This is a genomic window from Massilia sp. 9096 (genome assembly GCF_000745265.1).
Classification (GTDB): Bacteria; Pseudomonadota; Gammaproteobacteria; order Burkholderiales; family Burkholderiaceae_D; genus Telluria.
On sequence record NZ_JQNN01000001.1, the window covers coordinates 3,404,745 to 3,422,917 of the forward strand.

At 68.2% G+C, this 18,173-nt stretch carries 17 protein-coding genes; 10 read left to right on the plus strand and 7 right to left on the minus strand.

The genetic code is table 11. The features are described from left to right. Positions 1-73: 73 nt before the first annotated feature. The 8 genes from hemF (at position 74) to FA90_RS14615 (ending at position 7,093) form a co-directional block, all read left to right on the plus strand. Positions 74-985, plus strand: a complete 912-nt coding sequence (hemF, locus tag FA90_RS14580) for an oxygen-dependent coproporphyrinogen oxidase (protein WP_036169851.1) — start codon at positions 74-76, stop codon at positions 983-985. After that, on the plus strand, positions 982-1,686 hold the full coding sequence (locus FA90_RS14585) for a nicotinate-nucleotide adenylyltransferase (RefSeq protein WP_051972191.1): 705 nt from the start codon (positions 982-984) through the stop codon (positions 1,684-1,686). The genes hemF and FA90_RS14585 overlap by 4 nt, the downstream gene beginning before the upstream one ends. Next, positions 1,686-2,396, plus strand: a complete 711-nt coding sequence (gene rsfS / locus FA90_RS14590; protein WP_036169855.1) for a ribosome silencing factor — start codon at positions 1,686-1,688, stop codon at positions 2,394-2,396. Before FA90_RS14585 ends, rsfS begins: the two co-directional genes overlap by 1 nt. Positions 2,397-2,438: 42 nt before the next feature. After that, a complete protein-coding gene (gene rlmH / locus FA90_RS14595; protein ID WP_036169856.1) occupies positions 2,439-2,909 on the plus strand; it encodes a 23S rRNA (pseudouridine(1915)-N(3))-methyltransferase RlmH in 471 nt (156 codons plus the stop codon). Positions 2,910-2,921: 12 nt separating this feature from the next. Next, positions 2,922-3,542, plus strand: coding sequence for a nucleoside triphosphate pyrophosphatase (locus FA90_RS14600; protein ID WP_036169859.1), 621 nt, complete (start codon positions 2,922-2,924; stop codon positions 3,540-3,542). Between the two features lie 63 nt (positions 3,543-3,605). Further along, positions 3,606-5,081, plus strand: a complete 1,476-nt coding sequence (gene rng, locus FA90_RS14605; protein ID WP_036169861.1) for a ribonuclease G — start codon at positions 3,606-3,608, stop codon at positions 5,079-5,081. A gap of 283 nt (positions 5,082-5,364) precedes the next feature. After that, positions 5,365-6,468 carry a glycosyltransferase family 9 protein gene (locus FA90_RS14610; protein ID WP_036169864.1) on the plus strand — a complete coding sequence of 368 codons (1,104 nt, stop codon included), beginning with the start codon at positions 5,365-5,367 and terminating at the stop codon, positions 6,466-6,468. Positions 6,469-6,601: 133 nt separating this feature from the next. Next, a complete protein-coding gene (locus FA90_RS14615) occupies positions 6,602-7,093 on the plus strand; it encodes a substrate-binding domain-containing protein (protein ID WP_051971806.1) in 492 nt (163 codons plus the stop codon). Positions 7,094-7,111: 18 nt separating this feature from the next. On the opposite strand, the gene FA90_RS14620 is transcribed toward FA90_RS14615, so the two are convergent. Genes FA90_RS14620 through FA90_RS14645 form a run of 6 tightly spaced genes read right to left on the minus strand, consistent with a single transcriptional unit; the run spans position 7,112 to position 14,933 of the window. Then, a complete protein-coding gene (locus tag FA90_RS14620; RefSeq protein WP_156116714.1) occupies positions 7,112-7,945 on the minus strand; it encodes an extracellular solute-binding protein in 834 nt (277 codons plus the stop codon). Positions 7,946-7,979: 34 nt separating this feature from the next. Then, positions 7,980-8,711 (minus strand): energy-coupling factor ABC transporter ATP-binding protein, encoded by a 732-nt coding sequence (locus FA90_RS14625; RefSeq protein ID WP_081933865.1) that lies wholly within the window; start codon positions 8,709-8,711, stop codon positions 7,980-7,982. 24 nt (positions 8,712-8,735) lie between these two features. Beyond that, positions 8,736-9,443, minus strand: coding sequence for an ABC transporter permease (locus tag FA90_RS14630; protein WP_036169866.1), 708 nt, complete (start codon positions 9,441-9,443; stop codon positions 8,736-8,738). Further along, on the minus strand, positions 9,443-10,381 hold the full coding sequence (locus tag FA90_RS14635; protein ID WP_051971807.1) for a formate dehydrogenase accessory sulfurtransferase FdhD: 939 nt from the start codon (positions 10,379-10,381) through the stop codon (positions 9,443-9,445). Before FA90_RS14635 ends, FA90_RS14630 begins: the two co-directional genes overlap by 1 nt. After that, positions 10,378-13,212, minus strand: a complete 2,835-nt coding sequence (fdhF, locus tag FA90_RS14640; RefSeq protein ID WP_036169868.1) for a formate dehydrogenase subunit alpha — start codon at positions 13,210-13,212, stop codon at positions 10,378-10,380. Before fdhF ends, FA90_RS14635 begins: the two co-directional genes overlap by 4 nt. Further along, positions 13,209-14,933: an NADH-ubiquinone oxidoreductase-F iron-sulfur binding region domain-containing protein gene (locus FA90_RS14645; RefSeq protein ID WP_036169870.1), complete on the minus strand. Its 1,725-nt coding sequence runs from the start codon at positions 14,931-14,933 to the stop codon at positions 13,209-13,211. Before FA90_RS14645 ends, fdhF begins: the two co-directional genes overlap by 4 nt. 154 nt (positions 14,934-15,087) lie before the next feature. Between FA90_RS14645 and FA90_RS14650 the strand changes: the two genes are divergently transcribed. After that, positions 15,088-16,227 carry a helix-turn-helix transcriptional regulator gene (locus FA90_RS14650; protein ID WP_051971808.1) on the plus strand — a complete coding sequence of 380 codons (1,140 nt, stop codon included), beginning with the start codon at positions 15,088-15,090 and terminating at the stop codon, positions 16,225-16,227. 94 nt (positions 16,228-16,321) lie between these two features. Next, on the plus strand, positions 16,322-17,878 hold the full coding sequence (locus tag FA90_RS14655; protein ID WP_036169873.1) for a class I adenylate-forming enzyme family protein: 1,557 nt from the start codon (positions 16,322-16,324) through the stop codon (positions 17,876-17,878). A 23-nt stretch (positions 17,879-17,901) separates the two neighbouring features. Here the strand turns inward: FA90_RS14655 and FA90_RS14660 are convergent, their stop codons facing one another. Then, entirely contained in the window at positions 17,902-18,132 is a 231-nt protein-coding gene (locus FA90_RS14660) for a hypothetical protein (protein ID WP_373994611.1), read from the minus strand. Positions 18,133-18,173: the final 41 nt, after the last annotated feature.

The window sequence follows — 18,173 nt, forward strand, 5'->3', positions numbered from 1 at the left end:
CGCCGTGTCCTATCCCAATCCCCCGCCGCAGTGTACAATCCCCCGTTCGATTTTCAACACTGCCCTTTCCCACATGTCCACCCCGAATCCCAACGCCGTCAAGGCCTGGCTGCTCGACCTGCAGGCGCGCATCGTACGCGCGCTCGAAGACGTCGACGGCAAGCCGTTCCTGCGCGACAGCTGGGAACGCCCCGAGGGCGGCGGTGGGATCTCACGCCTGATCGAGGAAGGCAACGTGATCGAGCGCGGCGGCGTCAATTTTTCCCACGTGCGCGGCCATAGCCTGCCGCCGTCGGCGATGGCCGCGCGGCCCGAGCTGGCCGGACGCGCGTGGGAAGCGATGGGCGTGTCGCTGGTATTGCATCCGCGTAACCCGTACGCGCCGACCGTGCACATGAACGTGCGCTTCTTCGAGGCCACGGCCGAGGGCAAGGAGCCGGTCTGGTGGTTCGGCGGCGGCATGGACCTGACGCCCTATTACGGCGACCTGGACGATGCGCGCCATTTCCACCAGACCTGCCACGACGCGCTGGCGCCGTTCGGCGACGAACTGCATCCGCGCTTCAAGCGCTGGTGCGACGAGTACTTCTACCTGAAGCACCGCAAGGAAGCACGCGGCGTCGGCGGCATCTTCTTCGACGACTTCAACGAACTCGGCTTCGACGCCTCGTTCGCGCTGGTGCAACGGGTCGGCGACGGTTTCCTCGACGCCTATCTGCCGATCCTGCAACGCCGCAAGGACCGGCCGTATGGCGAGCGCGAACGCGATTTCCAGGCATATCGCCGTGGCCGCTACGTCGAGTTCAACCTGGTCTGGGACCGCGGCACGCTGTTCGGCCTGCAGTCGGGCGGGCGCACCGAGGCGATCCTGATGTCGATGCCGCCGATCGTGAAGTGGCGCTACGACTGGCACCCGGAGCCGGGCAGCCCGGAAGCCGCGCTTTACACCGACTTCCTTCCGCACCGGGATTGGCTGGCCCGGTGAGTTCGACCACGAGCCGCTGCGTCGCCCTGCTGGGAGGCAGTTTCGACCCGGTGCACCGCGGCCATGTGGCGCTGGCCGGACTGTTCGCGCAGCTGTTGCATCCAGACGAGCTGCGCATCCTGCCGGCCGGCCTGCCCTGGCAAAAGAACAACGGGCTCGAAGCCTCTGACGCGGACCGCGTCGCGATGCTCGAGCTGGCTTTCCAGGATAGCGGTTTCGCGGTCATGATCGATACCCGCGAGATCGTGCGCAAGACCCCGACCTACACCGTCGAGACGCTGCGCGAACTGCGCTTTGAACTCGGCCCGGACGCTTCGATCGTATTCCTGATGGGCGCCGACCAGCTGCAGAAGCTGGACACGTGGCGCGGCTGGCGCGACTTGTTTGCGCTGGCCAATTTCGGCGTCGCCGCCCGCCCCGGCTACCGGCTCGACCATGCCGCGCTGCCGGCCGCGGTGGCGCAGGAACTGGCGGCGCGGCGCGCCACGCCCGATGAAGTGCGGGCCAGCCCGGCGGGCCGGGTCTGCCTGGCGCACACGCTGGCGGTCGACATTTCGGCCACCCAGGTGCGCGCCCTCCTGCATGCAGGCGCAGCAGGGAACCGTGACAACCCCGGCGAAAACCGGGGTACGGACCTTGGCGCGCTCCTGCCGGAGGGAGTGCTAGACTATATTCAACAACACAACTTATACAAGAGCTAATGGATATCAAGAAACTGCAAACGGTCGTCGTCGACGCACTGGAAGACGTCAAGGGCCAGGACATCGCCCTGTTCGACACGACGGGTTTGACCAGCCTGTTCGACCGCATCGCGGTCGTCTCGGGCACGTCGAATCGCCAGACCAAGGCGCTGGCCGCCTCGGTGCGCGACAAGGTCAAGGAAGCAGGCGGCGACGTGATCGGCCTGGAAGGCGAAGACACCGGCGAATGGGTGCTGGTCGACCTGGGCGACATGATCGTCCACATCATGCAGCCGGCGATCCGCCAGTATTACCGCCTGGAAGAAATCTGGGGCGAAAAGCCGGTCAAGCTGGGCGCCGCCAAGCGCAAGTCGAGCGCCGAAGGCCAGGAAGCCGCCACCGCACCCAAAACCAGATCGAAGCACCTGGCCGCCACCCAGGACCAGCCGGAAGCCAAGCCGGTCAACGAGCGCAAGCCTGCCGCCAAGCGCGCCACCACGCTCAAGACCAGCGCCAGCGCCGCCGCCAAGGCCCCGGCCGCCAAGATCCCGACCGGCGCCAAGGTGAAGGTGGCCGTGTCCAAGACCGCCGCCGCATCGGCGGCCGCCGCCAAGGCTGCCAAGGCCGCCACGCCGAAGCGCGCCACCGCGGCCAAGACCGCTGCCGGCGAAGGCGCAGCGCCGGCCAAGAAGGTCATCCGCCGCATCAAGCCGGCCGCCGACGAAGAGTGATCCCTTGCACGTGATCGCTTCGACGACAAGGCGCCTGTTCGCATGCAGCTGATAATCGCCGCGGTCGGCCACAAGATGCCGGCCTGGATCGAGGCCGGCTTTGCGGAGTACGTCAAGCGCATGCCGCCCGAACTGCGCATCGTGCTCAAGGAAATCAAGCCGGTCGAGCGCTCCGGCAGCAAGACCGCGGCCACCGCGATGGCGCTCGAACGCGAGCGCATCGAAGCCGCTTTGCCCAAGGGCGTGCGCATCGTCGCGCTGGACGAGCGCGGCAAGGACCTGACCAGCGTCGGCCTGTCCCAGCAGCTGGAAACCTGGCAGCAGGACGGGCGCGACGTGGCCTTCCTGATCGGCGGGGCCGACGGGCTCGACCCGGAACTGAAGGCGCGCGCCGACGGCCTGATCCGCATCTCCAGCATGACCCTGCCGCATGGGGTCGTGCGCGTGATGCTGGCCGAGCAGCTGTACCGCGCCTGGACCATCACCCAGAACCATCCCTACCACCGAGTCTAGCTCAACAGGCAGATGAAACCTCTCGACAAGAAGATCTACCTCGCTTCGAAAAGCCCGCGCCGGCGCGAACTGCTGCGCCAGGTCGGCATCGAATTCGAACTGTTCAGCCTGCGCTCGGACCCGGCGCGCAGCGTCGACGTCAGCGAAGACGTCGACACCGGCGAGGCGCCGCTGGCCTATGTCGAGCGGGTCGCGCGCGAAAAAGGCGAGTTCGCCTGGCGCGCGCTGCACCTGCGCCGCATGCCGCTGCGCCCGGTGCTGTCGGCCGACACCACCGTCACCATCGACGGCGAGATCCTCGGCAAGCCGGCCGACGCCAGGGAAGCGGTGGCGATGCTCGAACGCCTGTCCGGCCGCACGCACCAGGTGCTGACCTCGGTCGCGCTGCACCACACCGACGTCGTCGAGCAGGTCACGCAAGTGTCCAACGTGCGCTTCGCCAAGCTCAGCCTGGACAACATCCGCGCCTACTGCGCCACGCCCGAGCCCTACGACAAGGCCGGCGCCTACGGCATCCAGGGCCTGGCGGCGCTGTTCATCGAGCACATCGAAGGCAGCCATTCGGGCATCATGGGGCTGCCGGTATTCGAGACCGCGCAGCTGCTGCGCAAAGCCGGCATCCCCTTGCCGTGACCCTGCGGCCCCGTGCCTGCGTGTATCATGGCACCCTGAACAATAAACGCACGGCCCGGCCTCATGACTGAAGATATCCTGATCAATATCACGCCACAGGAAACGCGCGTCGCGCTGGTGGTGCAGGGGGCCGTGCAGGAGTTGCACATCGAGCGTACGCTGACGCGCGGCCTGGCCGGGAATGTCTACCTGGGCAAGGTCGTGCGCGTGCTGCCGGGCATGCAGTCGGCATTCATCGACATCGGCCTGGAACGCGCAGCCTTTCTGCACGTCGCCGACATCTGGGAAGCGCGCCCGCACGACAGCGCCAGCGGCGCCCCCAACGGCGCCCCGACCCCGATCGAAAAGATCCTGTTCGACGGCCAGGTCCTGACGGTGCAGGTGATCAAGGACCCGATCGGCACCAAGGGCGCGCGCCTGTCGACCCAGATCTCGATCGCCGGGCGCATGCTGGTCTACCTGCCGCAGGACAAGCACATCGGCATCTCGCAAAAGATCGAGAAGGAAGCCGAGCGCGAAGCCTTGCGCGCGCGCATGCAAGGCTTGCTGCCGCCCGAGGAAAAAGGCGGCTACATCGTGCGCACCCAGGCCGAGGAAGCTTCGGACGCCGACCTCGCCGCCGACATCGATTACCTGCGCAAGACCTGGGGCGCGATCCTCAAGGGCGCGCGTACCCTGCCCGCCACCAGCCTGCTGTACCAGGACCTGAGCCTGGCCCAGCGCGTGCTGCGCGATTTCGTGCACGACGAGACCGCGTCGATCCTGGTCGATTCGCGCGAGAACTACCTGAAACTGGTGGAATTCGCCCAGGTCTATACGCCGAGCGTGCTGTCGCGCCTGCAGCACTACACCGGCGAGCGCCCGCTGTTCGACCTGTACGGGGTCGAGGAAGAGATCCTGCGCGCGCTGGGCCGGCGCGTCGACCTGAAATCGGGCGGCTACCTGATCGTCGACCAGACCGAGGCGATGACCACGATCGACGTGAATACCGGCGGCTTCGTCGGCGGACGCAATTTCGCCGACACGATCTTCAAGACCAACCTGGAAGCCGCGCACGCCATCGCGCGCCAGCTGCGCCTGCGCAATTTGGGCGGGATCATCATCCTCGACTTCATCGACATGGAAAATACCGAGCACCGCAACGCCGTATTGGCGGAGCTCAAGAAGACGCTGTCACGTGACCGCACCAAGGTGTCGGTCAGCGGCTTTTCGGCGCTCGGGCTGGTCGAGATGACGCGCAAGCGCACACGCGAGTCGCTGGCCCACATCCTGTGCGAGCCTTGCCCTGCCTGCAGCGGAAAAGGACAGGTCAAGACATCGCGCACGATTTGCTATGAAATCCTGCGCGAACTGCTGCGCGAAGCCAAGCAGTTCAATCCGCGCGAATTCCGTATCCTAGCGTCGCAGGAAGTGGTCGATATGTTTCTCGAAGAAGAGTCGCAGCACCTGGCCATGCTGGGCGACTTCATCGGCAAGAAGATTTCGTTGCAGGTCGAGCGCGGCTATCATCAGGAACAGTACGACGTTATCCTGATGTGAAGTTTTTACGCCAGCTTCGACGGCTGAATTGCGGGCGCTTGTCATACTGTTCAGTTATGTTGCTCGCACAGGACAGTACTATTAAAAATATGGTTGAGGGCAACGCAAAACCCTCGTTTGGACTACAATTTGTGACAATTTGCGGATTTTTAAGAGTCGGCGGTAGCGTCCAGCGTGAGCGATGCGCTTGCGCCGGCGGCCAGCTGACCGGAGTGTTGTTCGCAAATCCCGAAACATGCTGGCGGCGTCGGTGTGACAACTGGCAGGCGACCCGTAAGAGACAATGAATCTACCTCTCATTCCACCCGACTTGCTCGCCAGGTCGGACAAGATACTGTTCATCGCCCACCTGGCGCTGGGCGACTATACCTATTTGCAGAACTGTTTCGAAGCGTTCGCGCGTGCCTATCCGCACCTGAAACTGGATCTGTGGGTGGATGAGGTTCGGCGCACCAGCGACGCCTCGCAATGGCCGCACCTGAAAAAGAACGTGCTGTACGATTGGCTGGCCGCCTGCGATTTCATCGACAAGGTCTACGACCAGAATTATTCGCCCGAGCTGTTCCAGGCATCGATCAAGGACGCGCAGCAGGAGCATTACCCGATCGTGGTCTCGCTCGGCACCCTGCGCCCGCATTTCTACGCCGATCTCGCGCGCGAGATCAGCCCGAGCGGCTTCATCGCCGGCCTCAAGAAGCCGCTTGGCCTGCTCGGCATGCATCACTACTTCACCTTCCGCAAGCTGGACGCCAGCCTGAATCCTGACATCGCCGACCGCAGCAGCGCGCCGCACATCAGCGACGTGCACGCGGAATGGTTCCGCCGCCTGTTCGGCGTCCAGATCGCGCCGAGCGAGCGCATCCCCTTCGTGCACATTCCCGACCGCTTCGTCGAGGCGGCGCGCGCGCGCGTGGCCGAATGGGGCTTCGACGAGCGCCAGGGCAAGCTGGTGTTCATCAACCCGTTCGCCAAGACCCGCAAGCGCTGCTGGCCGGTCGAGCGCGTGGCCCGGCTGATCCTTGAAATGCGCAACCAGCCCGGGTGGAGCGACGCCTGCTTCATCGTCAATGCGATTCCGCAGGAAGTCGGCCGCGTCAAGGCGATGCTGGTCGAAAACAAGCTGGACCGCACCGAGCTGTTCAGCGCCAACGAAAATTTCTTCCAGCTGCCGGCCATGCTGGCCCAGTGCGACCTGATCGTCTCGGTGGAAACCGCGGTGATGCACCTGGCCAACGCGGTCGGTGTACCGGTCGTGGCCCTGATGCGCCAGAAGACCCCGGAATGGGCGCCGGTCGACAAGGCCAACAGCACCGTCATCACCGCGCACCAGCGCCGCGACTGGGTCAAGGCGATCGAGGTCGAGGACGTGGTGCACGCGCTGGCCTGATCGGCAAGGAAGGCGCATGGCAAGCAAACGATGGCGGGCGCTGCTCGCGTTGGCGCTGCCGTGGACCGGGACGGCCATGGCGCAGCAAAGCATGACGACATAGGATACCCAGCCGGACACGAAGACGATCACGGTGCTGGCCGCAGGCAGCCTGCGCGACGAGATCGGACACGGCCGCGCCGCCGACGTGTTTGCCTCGGCCTCTGTTGAACATACCGAGGCGCTGGCCAGGGCCGGCCTGCTGGCCGGTTCGGTCGTCTTCGCCTACAACGACCTGTGCGTGGTCGCGCGCCCGCAGCTCGGCTTGAACGCGGACAACCTGCTCGACGTGCTGGCCCGCCCCGGCGTGCGCCTGGCCACCTCGACGCCGAAACTCGACCCGATGGGCGACTACACCTGGCAGTTCTTCGGCAAGGCCGACGCCTACGTCATGTACTGCACCAACGCGGCATCGACCCGGCGCGCCCTGCCCGGGCTGGCCGTGGTGCGCATTCCCGCCGCGCTGAACGTGCGCAGCGCCTACGGCATCGGCGCGCGCCCGGGCTTTCCCGATGGTGCGCGCTTCGTCGATTTCGTGCTGGGCCCGGACGGCAAGCGCATCCTGGCCGGCTACGGTTTCGACTGAACGATCAGGCGAACCCGCTCAGCGCTTGGCCGACGGGAAGAACAGCTGCTCGCCGGCCGGCTTGAACGACGCGATCTTGGCCTGGCCTTCCGGCGAGGTGATCCAGTCGATCAGCTGCTCGGCGCCCTTGTTGTTGATGCCCTTGTGCTTGGCCGGGTTGACGGCGATGATGCCGTACGGGTTGAACATGCGCTTGTCGCCTTCGACCAGTACCGCCAGACCCGTCTTGGCTTTATATGCGCCGTAGGTGGCGCGGTCGGTCAGCGTGTAGGCCTTCAACTCGGCCGCCATGTTCAGCACCTCGCCCATGCCCAGGCCGGCCGAGACGTAGTTGGTGCCGCTCGGCTTGGTGCCGGCCTGTTTCCAGTAATCCTTTTCCATCACGTCCGTGCCGGAGTTGTCGCCGCGCGAGATGAACTTCACGTTGCTCGAGGCGATTTTCTGGAATGCCGAGATGACGTCGTGGTTACCCTTGACGCCGGCCGGGTCCGAAGTCGGGCCGGCCACGATGAAGTCGTTGTACATCACGTCGTGGCGGTCGATACCCCAGCCGTCGAGCACGAACTGATCTTCCAGCTTGCGCGCGTGCACCAGGCAGACGTCGACGTCGCCGTTCTTGCCCAGCTCGAGCGCCTTGCCGGTGCCGACCGCGATCACGTTGACCTTGATGCCCGTCTTGGCCTCGAACGCGGGCAACAGATAGGGCAGCAGGCCCGAGTTGTCGGTGCTGGTCGTGGTCGACAGGCGCAGCACCTTGTCGTTGACCTGCTGGGCCTGGGCCGGGCTCGCGCCGAACGGCGCGGCGAAAGCGAACGTCAGGGCGGCTGCCAGGATGGCGCGGCGTTGAATCATTGTTATTCTCTTAGTTTTGGAAGTGTGGAACTGCTCAGCGATACTCGAGATGGCCGTCGCGCAGCTTGAGGCGCCGCACGCCGGGCATCCCGATCAAATCCCGGTCGTGGCAGGCAACGATCACGCTGCGGCCGGCCTCGACCAGGGTGGGAATCAGTTCGATGACCTGCTCGCGCGCCTGGCCGTCCAGGTTGGCGGTCGGCTCGTCGAGCAGCAGCAGCTTGGGCTGCAGGATCTTGGCGCGCGCCAGCGCCACGCGCTGCTTCTCGCCGCCGGACAAGCGGGTCGGATCGTGGTCCTGCAGGTGTTCGACGCCGGCCCAGGCCATGGCCTGTGCAACCGCTTCACTCACCTCGGCCGGCGCCACGCCGCGCAGCGCCAGCCCGTAGCCGATGTTGTGCGCGACGCTGGTCGAGAACAGCACCGGATGCTGGTGCACGTAGACGATGCCCTCGCGCAGCGCGCGCGGGAACGGGTGCACGCGCAGGATGTCCTGCCCCTCGAAGCGCAGGCTGTCGATCTCGGCCCGCTCCAGCCCGCCAAGCACGCGCAGCAGCGTGCTCTTCCCCGCACCGTTCATCCCGGTCAGCACGTAGGCGTCGTGGGTGGCGATGTCGAGCACGTCGATGTCGAACAGCGGACGTTCGCCGTGGCGCTTGCGCAGGCCGCGCACGCCCAGCAGCGCCTTGCGCCGTTCGTCGCGCGGCTGCACGTCCTTGTTGGCGTACAGGCCGGCGGTGATGTCGGAATGGATGCTGATGCTCATGTCCGCTCCCTCATGTCCGCTTCCTCACGCCCTGCCCCGCGCCGCGTGGGCGTCGCCCTGCAGCAGCATCAGCGCGCCGTTCATCAGCAGCGCGATCGCGACCAGCACGATGCCCAGCGCGATGCCCTGGGAAAAATCGCCCTTGCTGGTCTCGAGGGCGATGGCGGTGGTGATGGTGCGCGTCTGGCCTTCGATGTTCCCGCCCACCATCAGCGCGCAGCCCACTTCCGAGATCACGCGCCCGAAACCCGACAGCACCGCCGCCATCACGCCGAAACGCGCCTCGTACAGCACGCGCGCCATCACCTGGCGCCGCCTGGCGCCGAGCGACAGCGCGGTCTCGGCGTAGCGCGGGTCGAGCGCCTGCACCGCCGCCAGCGTGAAGGCCAGCAGCACCGGCAGCGCCACCACGCACTGCCCGAGCACGATGCCGGGCTGCGAGAACAGCCATTGCAGGCTTCCCATCGGCCCATGGTTCGACAGCAGCAGGTAGATCAGCAGGCCGATCAGCACGGTCGGCAGCGACAGCGCCGCCTGCGCCAGCCAGATCACGATGCGCCGGCCCCGGAAGCGGTGCATGCCGACCAGGTAGCCGAGCAGGATCGCCGGCGGCGTCGCCAGCAGCAAGCCGGCCAGGCTGGTCTTGAGCGAGACCCAGATGATGCGCCACAGGTCGGCGTCGCCCGTGAACAGCAGGGCGAAAGCGCGCAGGGTGGCGTCGATCAGGGACATCAGCGTACGAGGTCGGGTGCGACCGCCGGCGCCGTCGACACCGGCGGCGCCGGCGGTCGCGCCAGACGCGCCGCCTCCAGCGCGTCCAGCAGTTCGGGTTCGAACACCAGGCGTTCGGCGCCGCTGACCAGCAGGAAGTGGCGCCCGCTGCAGCGCGCCAGCAGCGACAGCCCGACCTGCTCGGCGACGCGGTGGCCCATCTGCGTGGTGCCCGAGCGCGACAGCAGGAAGGGAATGCCCATCTGCGCGCCCTTGATCACCATTTCGGAGGTCAGACGGCCGGTCGTGTAGAACACCTTGTCGGCGCCGCTGATGCCTTCCAGCCACATCAGGCCGGCGATCGCGTCGACCGCGTTGTGGCGGCCCACGTCCTCGACGAACCAGAGCAGCTCGCCGTCCTTGTCGAACAGCGCGCAGCCGTGCACCGAGCCGGCCTGCTTGTACACCGATTGCTGGGTGCGGATGGTCTCGACGATGCGGTACACGGTCGACTGTTTCAGGCGGGCATCCGGCGGCAACGTGATCTGGTCGACCTCGTCCATCAGGCCGCCGAACACCGAGCCCTGGCCGCAGCCGGTGGTGACGACTTTCCTGGCGGTGCGTTCCTCGATGTCCTGGATGCCGTGGCGCGTGACCACGGCCACGGCGTCCACCGACCAGTCGACCTGGACCGAGACGACCTCGGCGATGTCGCGCACCAGGCGCTGGTTGCGCAGGTAGCCCAGCGTGAGCGCCTCGGGCGCGCCGCCCAGGGTCATCAAGGTGACCAGCTCGCGCTTGTCGACGTAGACGGTGAGCGGGCGCTCGGCGGGAATGTGCAGGCTGGAGCGGCGCCCGCGCTCGTCCAGCGCCGTCACCTCGTAGGTGAGCGGCGCACCGGCCTGGGACAGCTGCGGACGATAGCTCGGCAAGGATTGTTGCGTGGTCGATCCGTTCATGTTTGCAATTGTGCCACGCTTCCGAGAATTTGGCCGCCACCGTAAGAGCCTTGCGGTGCGACCTGGCCGCCCAGGCGCACCTGGACCGCGCAATACTTGAATTCGGGAATCTTGCCGAACGGATCGAGCGCAGCATTGGTGAGCCGGTTGATCGCCGCCTCGTAATAGCAGAACGGAACGAAGACCGCACCGCGCGGCGAACCCTCGTCGGCGCGCGCATACAACGCCACTTCGCCGCGGCGCGAAGCGATCGTGATCACGTCGCCCGGCTTGCCACCCAGCGCATCCAGGTCGAGCGGATGCACCAGCGCCACCGGATCCGGTTCGATCGCATCGAGCACCCCGGCGCGCCGCGTCATGCTGCCGGTGTGCCAGTGCTCGAGCTGGCGCCCGGTGATCAGGACCAGCGGATACTCGGCGTCGGGCCGCTCGTCGGCCGGGATGATGTCGGCCGGGACGAAACGCGCGCGCCCGCTTTCGTCGCCGCGCATGGCCGTCGCCTTGCGCGGGAAGCTGTCGGTGAACACCACCGGCTCGCCGGGATCGCCCTCGGCGCGGCAGGGATAGGTGACTGCCCCCTCCTGCTGCAGCCGTTCCCAGGTAATGCCGGCGATGCTCGGCATCAGCCTGCGCATTTCGTCGAACACCTCGGCCGGACCGGCGTAATTCCAGTGCAAGCCGAGCCGGCGGGCCAGCTGCTGCAGGATCCACAAGTCCTGGCGCGCATCGCCCGGCGGCGTCAATGCCTGGCGGCCCAGCTGCACCACGCGGTCGGTGTTGGTGAAGCTGCCGGTCTTTTCGGCAAAGCTCGACGCCGGCAGGATCACGTCGGCCAGGTAGGCGGTCTCGGTCAGGAAGATGTCCTGCACCACCAGGTGCTCGAGCGCGGCCAGCGCCGCGCGCGCGTGGTTGGCGTCGGGGTCGGACATGGCCGGGTTCTCGCCCATGATGAGCATGCCCCGGATGCCCTCCTCGCCGCCGGCCAGGATGGCGTCCATGATCTCGACCACGGTCAGGCCGGGTTTCGGATCGAGCGCATGGCCCCAGGCGGCCTCGAAGCGGGCCTGGGCGTCGCCGTTGTCGACCCGCTGGTAGTCGGGATACATCATCGGGATCAGGCCGGCGTCCGACGCGCCCTGCACGTTGTTCTGGCCGCGCAGCGGATGCAGGCCGGTGCCGGGACGGCCGATCTGGCCGGTCAGCAGCGCCAGCGCGATCAGGCAGCGCGCGTTGTCGGTGCCGTGCACGTGCTGCGACACGCCCATGCCCCACAGGATCATCGAGCCCTTCGAGGTCGCATACAAACGCGCCACGTAGCGGATCGTGCCGGCGTCGATGCCGCAGATCGGCGCCATCGCTTCCGGACTGTAGGCGGCCACGTTGGCGGCCAGTTCCGCGTAGCCGATGGTGCGGCTCTCGATGAAGATGCGGTCGACCAGGTTCTCCATCACGATCACGTGCATCATGGCGTTGAGCAGGGCGACGTCGGTGTCCGGCTTGAACTGCAGGTGCCGGTGCGCGTGGCGCGCCAGGTCCGAGCGGCGCGGGTCGCACAGGATCAGCTTGGCGCCGGCGCGCACCGCGTTCTTCATCCAGGTGGCGGCCACCGGGTGGTTGACGGTCGGGTTGGCGCCGATCACGACGATCACCTCGGCGCGGGTCACGTCCATCACCGGGTTCGAGACCGCGCCCGAACCGATCCCTTCCAGCAGCGCCGCCACCGACGAGGCGTGGCACAGGCGCGTGCAATGGTCGACGTTGTTCGAGCCAAAAGCCGTGCGCACCAGCTTCTGGAACAGGTAGGCTTCCTCGTTGCTGCCCTTGGCCGAGCCGAAGCCCGCGAGCGCGCGCGCGCCGTGCGCATCGCGTATGCGCGCGAGCGGGCCCGCGGCCGCGTCCAGCGCCTCGTCCCAGCTGGCTTCGCGGAACACCTCCATCACCCGCGATGGGTCCATGGTGAAATCGCCGCGCTTGGGCACGCCTTCGCGCCGGATCAGCGGTTTGGTCAATCGATGCGGATGATGCGCATAGTCGAAGCCGTAACGGCCCTTGACGCACAGGCGGCCGTGATTGGCCGGGCCGTCGCGTCCCTCGACGTACAGGATCCTGTTGTCCTTGACGTGGTAGGTCAGCTGGCAGCCGACGCCGCAGTAGGGGCAGACCGAATCGACCTGCTGGTCGGGAACGGCCATCGCCGCGCCGCGCGCGGGGCTCAGGGCGCCGGTCGGGCAGGCCTGCACGCACTCGCCGCAGGCCACGCAGGTGGACGCGCCCAGCGGGTCGTCCTGGTCGAACACGATCTTCGCATTCTCGCCGCGCGAAGCCAGGCCGATCACGTCGTTGACCTGCGCGTCGCGGCAGGCGCGCAGGCAGCGCGTGCACTGGATGCAGGCGTCCAGGTTGACCGCGATGGCGGCGTGGCTGGTGTCAAGGGGCGGCTGCACGCGCGTGGCCGGAAAGCGCGGCTTGCCGACGCCGAGCTTGTCCGCCCATGCGTCGACCTCGTTGTGGCGGGTGTAGGCGCGCTCGGGCAGGTCCGACATCAACAGTTCGAGCACCATCTTTTGCGCCTTCACGGCGCGCTCGCTGTTGGTGCTCACCTTCATGCCTTGCGCCGGATGGCGGCAGCAGGACGGCGCCAGCACGCGCTCGCCGGCAATCTCCACCATGCAGGCGCGGCAGTTGCCGGCCGGTTCGAGGCCATCCTTGTGGCACAGGTGCGGGATCTCGATGCCCGCGCGCGCGGCGGCTTCGATCAGGGTCTCGTGCGGCAGCGCCTGGACCGCGCGGCCGTCGATGTCGATGGTGACGGTTTGCAGGCCGGCGTTCATGGCCGCCCTCCTTGTTCGAGCTCATGTTCCAGCTCATGCGGAAAGTACCTGATGACGCAGTCGAACGGGTTGGGCGCGGCCTGGCCGAGACCGCAGATCGAGGCGTCGCGCATCACCTGCGACAGCTCGCCGAGCAGCGCCGTATCCCACACCCGCTGTTCCATCAGCGCGACGGCCTTGGCGGTGCCGGCGCGGCAGGGTGTGCACTGGCCGCAGGATTCAATCTTGAAGAAGCGCAGCGTATTGAGCGCGGCCGCCCTGGCGCTGTCGCGATCGGACAGCACCACCACCGCGGCCGAGCCGATGAAGCAGCCGTAGGGCTGCAGCGTGTCGAAGTCGAGCGGGATGTCGCCCAGCGCGGCCGGCAGGATGCCGCCCGAGGCGCCGCCCGGCAGGTAGGCGTAGAAGGCATGGCCGTCCTGCATGCCGTCGCAATACCCGTCGATCAGTTCGCGCATCGTGATGCCGGCCGGGGCCAGCTTGACGCCGGGCTCGCGCACCCGGCCCGAGACCGAGAACGAGCGCAAGCCGCGCCGTCCGTTGCGGCCGTGGCCGGCAAAGCGCTCCGGGCCCTGCTCGACGATGTCGCGCACCCAGTGCAGGGTTTCGAAATTGTGCTCGAGCGTGGGCCGGCCGAACAGCCCGACCTGGGCCAGGTAGGGCGGGCGCAGCCGGGGCATGCCGCGCTTGCCCTCGATCGACTCGATCATGGCCGACTCCTCGCCGCAGATATAGGCGCCGGCGCCGCGCCGCAGCTCGATGCGCGGCATCGGATCCAGCGGCGCATCGGCGCGCAGCTTGTCGAGTTCGGCCTGCAGCATGGCGCGCAGGCCGTGGTATTCGTCGCGCAGGTAGAGGTAGATCGCCTCGATGCCGACCGCCCAGGCGGCGATCAGCGCGCCCTCCAGGAAGCGGTGCGGGTCGCGCTCGAGGTAGACGCGGTCCTTGAAGGTGCCGGGCTCGCCCTCGTCGATGTTGACCGCCATCAGGCGCGGGCCGGGCTCGGCGCGCACGATGCGCCATTTGCGTCCGGCCGGAAAACCGGCGCCGCCCAGGCCGCGCAGGCCGGAACTCTCCAGCGCCGCGATCACCGACTCGGCATCGCGCCGCCCCTCGGCGCAATCGCGCAGCAAGGCGTAGCCGCCGAGCGCACGGTAGGCGGCGAGGTCGACGTGGCCGGCGTGCACGTGTCCGGTCTCGCCCGCCGCCGCCTTGGCCAGCACGGTTTCCAGCGTGGCCGGCGCCACCGGCCGCTGGCCGACCAGCACGGCCGGCGCCCCCTCGCAGCGGCCGATGCAGGGGGCGGCCAGGACGCGCACCTCGGCGCCCAGGATGGCGGGCAGCCTGTCCAGCAGCGCTCGCGCGCCGGCCATCTCGCAGGACAGGCCGGCGCACACGCGCACGGTCAGCGCCGGCGGGGGCGCCTGACCGTCGCGCAGCACGTCGAAATGGTGGTAGAAGCTGGCCACCTCGTAGACCTCGGCCTGGGCCAGTCCCAGTTCCTGCGCCAGGGCGGCCAGGTGCGCCGGCGCCAGGGCGCCGCAGGCGTCCTGGATCAGGTGCAGGTATTCGATCAGGAGGTCGCGCCGGCGCGGGGCATCGCCCAGCAGGTCCCGGATCGCGCGCAGCGCCTGGGGATCGGGTTGCCGGCCCTTGGGCGCGGCGCGCTTGCGCTGCCGGCTCGCACCCTCGACGGCGATCGGAATGACGGGTAAGGCCATGTCTCCTCCGGATTGATCTAATATGATGCCCTGCTCGAGAGCATACTTTTTCCGAAACCTTTACCGCCCTGTGAGCCTAGCACGCCAGGCGGCAGGTAAAAATAGGCTGTATCCACCATATTCGACCGGCGCCCGCTGCGCCGATTCCCGCATCATGTTCAAAGTTGATATTCGTCCTCACTGGGAAATCCGTTTCAACGGCGATCCTCCGCTCGACACCGCCACCCTGCTCGGCTTGCTGCTCGGGATCCACGACAGCGGCTCGATCGCCGACGCCGCGCGCAGCGTCGGCCTGTCCTACCGCTACGCCTGGGGCGTGCTGCGCGAGGCCGAGGCGCTGTTCGGCGAGCCGCTGCTGGAAACCGGGCGCGGGCGCGGCACACGCCTGACGCCGCTGGCCGAAAAGCTGGCCTGGGCCGACCGCCGCATCGCCGCGCGCCTGTCGCCCACCCTGGCCAGCCTGGCCTCGGAACTCGAGCGCGAACTGGACAAGGTGCGCACCCACGGCCGCGAAGCGGGCCGCGACGACAACCTGCACACGATCCGCATCGACGCCAGCCACGGCTTCGCGGTGGCGGCCCTGACCGATTACCTGGCGCAGCTGGCGCCGCCCGGCAAGATCCCGCTCGCGCTGCGCTACCGCAGCAGCCAGGAAGCGGTGGCGGCACTGGCGCGGCGCGAATGCGACCTGGCGGGCTTTCACGTGCCGCTGGGCGAATTCGAAGCGCGCGCGGCCAACTGGTACCTGCGCTGGCTCGATCCGCGCCAGCATTGCCTGGTCCACCTGGCCGCGCGCGACCTGGGATTGCTGGTGGCGCGCGACAATCCGCTGCGCGTGCAGGGCCTGGACGACCTGGTGCGCCCCGAACTGCGCTTCGTGAACCGCCAGGCCGGCTCCGGCACGCGCATGCTGCTGGAACTGATGCTGGCCGCGCGCGGCATCGGCCAGGACGCCATCAACGGCTGGAACAACGCCGAGCTGACCCATTCGGCGGTGGCGGCCTACATCGCCAGCGGCATGGCCGACGTCGGCGTCGGCATGCGCACCGCGGCCGAGCATTTCAAGCTCGAGTTCATCCCGCTCGCGCGCGAGCGTTACTTTTTCGCGTTGCGCAACGATGCCCTGCAGGACCCGCTGATGGCGCGCGTGCTCGCTATCCTGCGCAGCGCGGATTTCCACGCGCGCGTGGCCGCCCTGCCCGGCTATGACGCGGCCCAGACCGGCCGCATCGACGAGCTCGACCAGGCCTTCAATGCGCCGCCCGACAACCAGGACGACGCCGAGGCCCCATGATGCGCGATCCCGAAACCCTGCACACGATCTACGAGGGCGCGTCTCGGATCCAACCGCCGGTCATCGCGCGCAAGATGATCCGCGAGGCGCAGCCATGATCGACGTCTCCGGGCTGCTGGCCAGCCTGCCCGCGCGCATCGACGCGGTCCCGCGCCTGCATGCCGTGCGCACGCCGGATGCGCCGGCGCTGGCCGAGCTCGGGCGCACGCTGTCGTATCGCCAGCTCACCGACGCCATCGACCGCCTGGCCGGCCTGCTGCGCGAGCACGGCGTGCGTCCCGGCGACCGCGTGCTGCTGGTGAGCGAGAATTGCGCGGCCCAGGTGGCGGCGATCTTCGCGGCTGCCGCGCTGGAGGCCTGGATCGTCAATGTCAACGCGCGCCTGTCCGCGCCCGAACTGCAGGCGATCCGCGCGCACAGCGGGGCGCGCCTGGCGCTCTACACGAGCGCGGTGTCGCCCGACGCGCACGCGCACGCGGCGCTTGCGGGCGCGCAGGCGATGGCAGACGCCGCGCTGGGCGAATTCATGATCGGCTCGTGCGACCCCGGCGCCATGCCCGAACCGGCCGGCCCGGAACCAGTCGCCGCCCTGGTCTACACCACCGGCACCACCGGCCAGCCCAAGGGCGTGATGCTCAGCCACCGCAACCTGCTGTACGTGGCCGCGGTGTCGAGCCGCCTGCGCGGCCTGGCGCCGCAGGACCGCGCCTGGGGCGTGCTGCCGGTCTCGCACGTGTACGGCCTGACGTCGGTGATGCTGGGCACCCTGTACGCCGGCGCCTGCCTGCAGCTGGCGCCGCGCTTCACGCCGGAAGGCATGCTGGCCGCCATCCGCGACGAGGGCTTGACCATCGTGCAGGGCGTGCCGGCGATGTACGCGCGCCTGCTCGAGCACCTGGGCGGCGGCGCGCGGCCGGCGCCGACGCTGCGATCGACCCTGCGTTTCGCCTACGCCGGCGGCTCGCCGCTCGACCCCGCCCTCAAGCGCCAGGTCGAGGCGGCGCTCGGCGTCCCGCTGCACAACGGCTACGGCCTGACCGAAGCCGCGCCCACCGTCAGCCAGACCCGCCTTGCCGCGCCGCGCGCCGACACCTCGGTCGGCTACCCGATCCCGGGGGTCGAGGCGCGCCTCGTCGGGCGCGACGGCAAGGACGCCGGCGCCGAGCCCGGCGCGCTGTGGGTGCGCGGCCCGAACGTCATGCAGGGCTACTACCGCGCGCCGGACCTGACGGCCCAGGCGCTGCGGCCGGACGGCTGGCTCGACACCGGCGACCTGGCGCGGCGCGATCCGGACGGCGCGCTGTTCATCGTCGGCCGCACGCGCGAGCTGATCATCCGCTCCGGCTTCAACGTGTTCCCGCTCGAAGTCGAGACCGTGCTCAACGCGCATCCGGCGGTGACGCAGTCGGCGGTGGTCGGACGCGCGCTTGCCGGGGGCGAGGAGGACGTCGTGGCCTTCGTGCAGCCGGCGCCGCGCGCGCGCGTGACGCCGCAGGAGCTGCGTGCCTGGGCCGCGGCCCGCCTCGCGCCGTACAAGCGGCCGACGCGCATCGTGCTGATGGACAGCCTGCCGGCCGCCGCGACCGGCAAGGTGCTCAAGCACGTGCTCAAGGCGATGGCGGACGAGTCTGAAACCGATCGGGGCCCTTAGTCAGCGTCTCGGGGCCTTGATCCTTACCGACGGCGTTTCTTCCAGTTGTAATCCGGCCCGGTGACGTCCACTCCCGGATGCCCGACCAGGTCCGGATGCTCCGAGCACATGGTGATGAAGCGCACGCCCTCGCCCGCGCGCTGGCGCCGCCGCAGTTCTTCCATGAAGCCCAGCGCCGCCGTCATCTCGCTGGTGTCGAACAGCTGCGCATGCGGCGTGTTGCCGGCTTCGTCGACGATCGTCCAGTAAACCATGTACATCTTGCCTCCCCGTTTTCGAATCGATTCGGATGCAC